The 4,899-nt window shown below is 71.1% G+C and carries 4 protein-coding genes and 1 pseudogene; 3 read left to right on the top strand and 2 right to left on the bottom strand.

All coding sequences use genetic code 11. The features are described from left to right. Positions 1-243: 243 nt before the first annotated feature. Both ACWGIU_RS29840 and ACWGIU_RS29835 read left to right on the top strand, forming a co-directional pair. On the top strand, positions 244-1,629 hold the full coding sequence (locus ACWGIU_RS29840; RefSeq protein WP_453710967.1) for a M64 family metallopeptidase: 1,386 nt from the start codon (positions 244-246) through the stop codon (positions 1,627-1,629). A 239-nt stretch (positions 1,630-1,868) separates the two neighbouring features. Then, positions 1,869-2,302: pseudogene (locus tag ACWGIU_RS29835) on the top strand (VWA domain-containing protein); the annotation flags it as partial. A gap of 221 nt (positions 2,303-2,523) precedes the next feature. On the opposite strand, the gene ACWGIU_RS29830 reads toward ACWGIU_RS29835, so the two are convergent. Both ACWGIU_RS29830 and ACWGIU_RS29825 read right to left on the bottom strand, forming a co-directional pair. Further along, complete coding sequence (locus ACWGIU_RS29830) at positions 2,524-2,712, bottom strand: DUF6381 family protein (RefSeq protein ID WP_453710965.1); 189 nt, start codon at positions 2,710-2,712, stop codon at positions 2,524-2,526. A 123-nt stretch (positions 2,713-2,835) separates the two neighbouring features. Next, positions 2,836-3,582 (bottom strand): VOC family protein, encoded by a 747-nt coding sequence (locus ACWGIU_RS29825; RefSeq protein WP_453710963.1) that lies wholly within the window; start codon positions 3,580-3,582, stop codon positions 2,836-2,838. A gap of 243 nt (positions 3,583-3,825) precedes the next feature. On the opposite strand from ACWGIU_RS29825, the gene ACWGIU_RS29820 reads away from it, so the two are divergent. Continuing rightward, positions 3,826-4,803 (top strand): isopenicillin N synthase family dioxygenase, encoded by a 978-nt coding sequence (locus tag ACWGIU_RS29820; RefSeq protein WP_453710961.1) that lies wholly within the window; start codon positions 3,826-3,828, stop codon positions 4,801-4,803. Positions 4,804-4,899 lie beyond the last annotated feature (96 nt).

Below are 4,899 nucleotides of genomic sequence, written 5' to 3'. Positions count from 1 at the left end.
GATGTAGGCCGAGGTGTAGGAGGGCTCTGCCAACTGCCGCTGCGTCAGGCCGAGTTCCCCCCGCATGCGCTGCACCCTGCGGCCGATCCGGGCCGGTTCGTCCATGGATTCCCCCTGGTCGCTCGAACTCCCCAGTATTCAGGGGGAGCAGGCATTGCGCACGCCCCGCCCGCCACCTAGTTTAAGCAACCGATTCACTGCGCTTAACAAACCACTTAACTTCCGTTCCCGGGGGAGTACTTCATGGATCCAGTCAGAGACTCGGGCAGGCGTCCGGGCAAGGGCAGGCGCCCGGCCCCGCGTTCGGCGCTGCGCGCGGCCGTCGCGATGGTCTGCGTGACCGCCGCGCTGGTGGCCGCCGGACCCGCCGACGCGGCCGACGCCCCGGCGGGGCCGCGGATCGAGGTCGAGATACCCGGGCCGGAGCACGGCGGTGACGCCGGATCGGGCCACGCCCGCGTACCGGCCGCCGGCAGCCCCGCCAAGGCCACGGGCCGGCTGTCCCCGGCCGAACGGTCCGCCGACGGCCAGGTCACCAAGCTGATCGACAACGGCTCCACGGGCGACCGCCTCGACGTGGTGGTCATCGGTGACGGATACACCGCCGCCGAACTGGCCCGGTTCCACACCGATGCCGAGCAGAAATGGGCCGAGGTGACCGCCGTCGAGCCCTACACCACGTACCGGAACCTCTTCAACGTCTGGACGGTCGACGCCGTCTCGCACGACTCGGGAGTCTCCGGCGACCCCGATCCGGCCGCAGTCCGAGACACCGCCCTCGGCTCCTACTTCTGGTGCGAGAACATCGAGCGGCTGCTCTGCGTCGACCAGCCCAAGGTGGACGCGTACGTGGCGAAGGCGCCCGCCGCCGACCTCGTCATCGTCCTGGCCAACAGCGCCAAGTACGGCGGGGCGGGCTACAACGAGCCCAGCGCCACCCTCGGCTACGAGGGGATATCGACGGCCTCCGCCGGCCACCCGAAGTCCGGCCAGGTCGCCATCCACGAGACCGGCCACTCCCTCGGCAAGCTCGCCGACGAGTACTTCTACCCGGGCATCCCGGAGTACGAGAAGTACACCGGCCCCGAGCCCGCCGAATCCAACAGCTCGGCCCTCCCGGCCGACCGCATGGCCGCGCGGCGCGCCAAGTGGTACCGCTGGCTCGGGGAGGCGTCGCCCGACGGTGGCACGGTCGGTGCCTACGAGGGCGGCAACTACTTCGTGACCGGGCTGTACCGGCCCACCGACAACTCCCTCATGCGGGTCCTGGGCAAGCCCTTCAACCTGCCCGGCGTCGAGTCGATGATCGCCGGCTTCTACCAGCACGCACGGATCGTCACCCCGCTCACCCCGACCGACCGCACCCTGCGGCTGCGCCACACGGCGAAGGCCTCCGTACCGAAGCTGGCCGGCGCGGACGGCCGCCAGCCCGTGGTCCGCTGGTACCTCGACGGCCGCGAGCTGAGGCGCTTCGAGGGCCGCACCGAGGTGTCCGTGGCGGAATTGTGGCTCTTCGACTTCCGCACGCACCGCCTGACGGTCACGGCCGAGGACCGCACCCCGTCCGTGCGCGACCCGAAGGTGAAGCGCACCCTGCACTCCTCGGTCGACTGGAACGTCCGGCTCTGAGGCCCCTCCCGCGACGGAACCCCGGCCGTCCGGCCCGGCACCGCCGGGCGGGACGGTCCGGGGCGGACGGGGGTGATCACCCGTCAGGCTCCCTCGAAGCTCCTATTGGTCGTCAAGCGGCGGTGAGCCAGTCTCGGTAGGCATTGGCGACGTTGTCGTCGCGGCGGGTTCCGCGTTCGATGCAGGAGAAGACCGCAGGCCAGACGCCGAAGTGGTTGGCGACGGCGGTGAGGGTGATGTTCCGCGGCCGTGAGAAGGGGGTGCGCGGGACGAAGAACCTGTTACGCGGTCGGCCAGGACGTCTCGGTCGACGACGTACGGGCGAACCTCGAACCGGTCCCGGCCGACAAATACCGGCTCCTGAAGGTCGACGAGGAGGTCGAGATCCGGTCCTTCGTCGACTCGCACCAGGGCGTGACCTACGAACGCGGGTCGTGCCATTACCAGCTGGGCACACGGGTCCAGGTGCAGCCCGACAAGGAAGTCATCGTGGTGGAGAAGGACACCGACCGCGCGTACACGGGCGACGCGGCGCGCAGTCTCCTGTTCGGCACGGGCATCCGGGGGACCGTCTGCGTGAAGGCCGGGCGCAATCCCCAGCTGGAGGTGTACGTCGAGCCGTTCGGTGAACCGGAAGCTCAAGCCCAGGACGCGGCTGCTCATCATGTTCTGAACCGTCCCGTACGGCTCACAGGTCCCCGACGGCGAAGATCGCCTCCATGACCTCGTGGGGGAGGTGGTGAGAGCCGGCCCGACTCGGGGCTCCCATGCTCCCGTCTCCGCCAGGCGCAGGCGGCCGGAGCCCGGTCGCGCGACCGCGCACCGGCCGGTGGCCGCGGCGACGGGGGATCGCGGCGGACACCGGCCGGTGGGGGTGCGTGGGGAGGGAGACGGCTACATGGGGTCCATTCCCCGGTCGTCCATCCGGCTCTCCTGCTCGCTCTGCTCCTGGAGGCGGCGGGCCTTCTCCTTCAGCCGGCGGCGCTCCTCCGGGTCGGTGGACCGCTCGGCCGCGTCGTTCAGCTCCTGGGCCTTGGCGCGGATCTGCTGGGACCGGCCGCGGGACTCACCTGAAACGCTCATGTTCACTCCTTGGATCTGTGGGGAGAGCGGGCGGATTCAGCGAACCAGGACTGCCGTGCGCCCGCATCTCGAAGCGTCCCCGAGTGTGAGTCGCCCCCCATGCCCACGGCGGACGGGGGGCGGTCAGTCCGAGTCCGACCCGAGGGCGGAGGTGAGGGCGAACAGGGCCCCGTCCGGGTCGCGCAGCGTCACCCACCGCTCCACCGCGTTCGAGGTGATGTCCGAGACAGGTCGCCCGCCCAGCGAGACGGCCGCCTCCATCGCGGGCCGGAGCTTCGGCACCCGGAAGTGGACGTGCCAGCGGGGCCGGGTGTGGGGGGAGTAGGAGGCGATCTCCACGGGGCCGCTGTTCAGACGGGCGACGGGTTCGCCGTCCTGCCGCAGTACGACCTGGTCCTCCTCGTACGAGACCTCGCAACAGCCGACTCGGCCGGTGGCCCACTCCAGCACGGCGCCGTAGAACATCGCCGCGTCCAGCGCGTTTCTGGTGCGCAGTTCCAGCCAGGCGGGTGACGGGCCCCTGCCCACCCGCCAGCCCGCCTCCACATTGCCCTCCCAGATCCCGAAGACGGCGCCGTCCGGGTCGGCGACGAGCGCGGCGCGGCCGCCGGACTCGAAGGAGACGGGGCCGACCGCGATCGTGCCCGTCCGCTCCCGGATCCGGTCCACCGCCACATCGGCGTCGTCGACGGCGAAGTACGGGGTCCAGGCCGCCGCGACGCCCAGGTCCGCGGCCAGCGCCCCGATGCCCGCCACAGGGACACGGCCCTGGAAGGCCACCGAGAACGCCTCGCCCAGGCGGGTCGGGCGGAACCTCCAGCCCGCGACCGCACCGTAGAAGTGCTGGGCCGTGCCCAGGTCGCGCGTCATCAGGCTCACCCAGCACGGTGCCCCGAAGACTTCCCTCGTCGAAATCTCCACCACTCGCTCCGTCCCTGACGAGCCGCTCGCCCTCCGTCTCATTCTCGTCCTTCTCGGGATGATCCTCGCGAATGACGAGAGTGAAAGCACGCAGAAGGAGTCGGAGAATCACGCTCCGTGTCGATCCCGTCCGTGGCGCGTGGCGATAACCTCGGTCCCGGACGCCCCGCAGCCCCGGAAAGCAGGTCTCCCATGGCCGAATCCCAGATTCCCGTGATCGATCTCGGGCCGTGGCGGTCCGGCGGACCTGATGCCCGCGCCCGTACGGCCGCCCGCGTCGACGAGGCCCTGCGCGCCGCGGGCTTCCTCCTGGTGACCGGGCACGGCGTGGACCCCTCGCTGCCCGCGCGGATCCGGGAGGCGGCGGGTGAGATCTTCCGGCTGCCCGCGAGCGCGAAGGCGCCGTACGCCGTCCCGGTCGGCGGCCGGGGCTGGCTCGGCCCCGGGGCGGAGGCCAACAGTTACGCCGAGGGCAAGGCCTCGCCGCCCGACCTCAAGGAGTCGTGGTCGTTCGCCGCCGACGAGCCCACCGGCGTCCCCTCCGTGGACGTCGAATGGTTCGCGCCCAACGTCTGGCCGGCCGAAGTGCCGCGGCTGCGACCGCTGGTGATGGAGTACCTGCACCTGATGCGGGCGCTCTCCGACGAGCTGCTGGAACTCCTGGCCGGCGCGCTGGGCCTGGGCGAGGACTACTTCACCCGCCACACCTCACACCCCACCTGGGGGTTCAACCTCAACTGGTACCCGGGCACCGAGGTCGTCGGCCCGCCGCTGCCCGGCCAGTTCCGCATCGGCGCGCACACCGACTTCGGTACGGTCACGGTCCTCGACCGGCAGCTGGGCGCCGGCGGGCTCCAGATCCACACAGACGCCGACGGCTGGCAGGACGCGCCCTTCGATCCCGCGGCGCTCACCGTCAACATCGGTGACCTGATGGCCCGCTGGACGGGCGACCGCTGGCGCGCGGGCCGCCACCGGGTGCTGCCGCCGCCCACCGAGACACCCGCGGAGGAACTGATCTCCCTCGTCTACTTCTACGAATGCGATCCGCACACCCGGGTGGAGTCCTTGCCCGCTCCCGTCGGCCGGGTGGTGCACGACCCGTTCGACTCCCACACCTACCTGCGGGGCAAACTCGACTCGATCAGCGTGGCTCATACTCAGGGGTGACCGGGACCCTCCCCCTCCCCCCGGGGTCGGACGGGCAGATCGCTCCCGAAGCCGACGATCCGCCAAGTCCCTCGCCATAGCGTGCAGTTCATGAAG

The organism is Streptomyces sp. NPDC054840 (genome assembly GCF_053611065.1).
The sequence above is the reverse complement of the archived record's forward strand: the minus strand, read 5'-3'. Positions and strand labels throughout refer to the sequence as shown.